Below are 2,198 nucleotides of genomic sequence, written 5' to 3'. Positions count from 1 at the left end.
CCAGGCCCGCCCCGGCCAGGCAGAGCAGCACCGCGTACGTCAACTCGCGCCGGCCCGGCACGGCCGCCGTACCCGCCTCGGCGGGGCTGTCCGGCGCGGCGGGCGTGTCCGGACCGCTCACCGGGCCACTCATCGGGCCGGCCGGAGGGTTTCGGCGGCGGCGATGGCCGCGAGCACCGCGGCGGCCTTGTTCCGGGTCTCCTGGTCCTCGCCGGCGGGATCGGAATCGGCCACCACCCCGGCCCCGGCCTGCACGTACGCCCGCCCGTCGCGGATCAGCGCGGTGCGGATGGCGATCGCCATGTCCAGGTCGCCGCCGAAGCCGAAGTAGCCCACCGTGCCGCCGTAGATCCCGCGCCGGACCGGCTCCAGCTCCTCGATGATCTCCATGGCGCGCACCTTCGGGGCACCGGAGAGGGTGCCGGCCGGGAAGGTCGCGGCGAGCGCGTCGAAGGCCGTCCGGTCGTCGCGCAGCGTGCCCACCACGGTCGAGACGATGTGCATCACGTGGCTGTACCGCTCGATGGTGGCGAACTCGGGCACCTGGACCGTGCCCGGACGGCACACCCGGCCCAGGTCGTTGCGGCCCAGGTCGACCAGCATCACGTGCTCGGCCCGCTCCTTGGGGTCGGCGAGCAGCTCCGCGGCGAGCCGGGTGTCGGCGTCCGCGGTGGCGCCGCGCGGCCGGGTGCCGGCGATCGGGTGCAGCAGCGCCCGCCGCTGCCCGTCCGGACCGGCGTTGACCTTCAGGTGCGCCTCGGGGGACGAGCCGACGATGTCGAAGCCGTCGAAGCGCAGCAGGTACATGTACGGGCTGGGGTTGGTGGTGCGCAGCACCCGGTAGACGTCCAGCGGGTCGGCGCGGGTGTCCCGCTCGAAGCGCTGGGCGAGCACGATCTGGAAGCACTCGCCGGCGCGGATCGCCTCCTTGGCGGCCTCGACCGCCTTCGGGTAGCCGCCGTCCGGGGTACGGCTGACCACCTCGCCGGCCGGCGGCCGGCCGACGGTGGAGATCATGGGCGGAATCGGTCGGGACAGCGCGGTGGTCATCGCGTCGAGTCGTCCCACCGCGTGGTGGTACGCCGCCGCGACCAGCGGCTCCCGGTCCGGCGCGTCCAGCGGCGGCAGCACCGCGTTGGCGACCAGGATCGCCGAGCCGTCGTAGTGGTCGAGCACCACCAGGTCGGTGGCGAGCATCATGCCCAGCTCCGGCACCCCGAGGTCGTCCTCGGTCAGCTCGGGCAACCGCTCGAAGCGCCGGATCAGGTCGTAGCCCAGGTAGCCGACCATGCCGCCGGTCAACGGCGGCATGTCGCTGGCCGGGTCCCAGACCGGGCCGGCCAGGGCCTCGACGGTCTCGCGCAGCACCTCGACCGGGTCGCCGGAGGACGGCACGCCGGTGGGGGGGCTGGCCGGTCCAGACCGCGACGCCGTCCCGTTCGACCAGGGTCGCGCCGCTGCGCACGCCGATGAACGAGTACCGCGACCAGGACATCCCGGCCGAGCCGACGCCCTGCTCGGCGGACTCCAGCAGGAAGGTGCCCGGGCCGCCGGCGAGCTTGCGGTAGACCCCGACCGGGGTCTCCGCGTCGGCCAGCAGCCGCCGGGTCACCGGCACCACCCGCCAGCGGGCGGCCAGCTCGGTGAAGCTGCCCAGGTCGGGGCTCAGAGTGCCGTCGGTCATCGCCGGGCCTGCCTCTCGTCCGCGCCGGCGCGGTCCGGCCGCGCCCCGCTGTCCGCGCTCACCGCTGGGTCCCCGCGCCGCTGACCGGCAGCTCGGTGAAGAAGCAGGTGCGGTGCCCGGTGTGACAGGCCGCCCCCACCTGGTCGACGCTGACCAGCAGCGCGTCACCGTCGCAGTCCAGCGCCACCGAGCGGACGTACTGGTGGTGCCCGGAGGTGGCTCCCTTGACCCAGTACTCCTGCCGGCTGCGCGACCAGTAGGTGGCCCGGCCGGTGGTCAGCGTGCGGTGCAGCGCCTCGTCGTCCATCCAGGCGACCATCAGCACCTCGCCGGTGTCGTGCTGGCGCACCACCGCGGCGACCAGGCCGTCGGGGGTGCGGCGCAGCCGGGCGGCGACGGCCGGATCGAGGCGCGACGGGCGCACCGCGCCGGCGTCGGCGTCGCTCGGGGAAGAGTCAGTCACTGGCACAGTGACCCATTGTCCCGCACGCGGTGCGGGGACCTGCGGGGGCGT

The 2,198-nt window shown here is 75.0% G+C and carries 1 protein-coding gene and 1 pseudogene; both read right to left on the bottom strand.

From position 1 onward, the window contains the following. Positions 1–129 precede the first annotated feature (129 nt). Positions 130–1,684 (bottom strand): annotated as a pseudogene (locus JNW89_RS35470) (anthranilate synthase component I). Between the two features lie 58 nt (positions 1,685–1,742). Continuing rightward, a complete protein-coding gene (gene hisI, locus JNW89_RS35465) occupies positions 1,743–2,153 on the bottom strand; it encodes a phosphoribosyl-AMP cyclohydrolase (protein WP_346539849.1) in 411 nt (136 codons plus the stop codon). Between the last annotated feature and the right edge of the window lie 45 nt (positions 2,154–2,198).

Source organism: Micromonospora sp. 4G55 (assembly GCF_016803375.1).
This window is presented reverse-complemented; position numbering and strand designations above follow the sequence as displayed.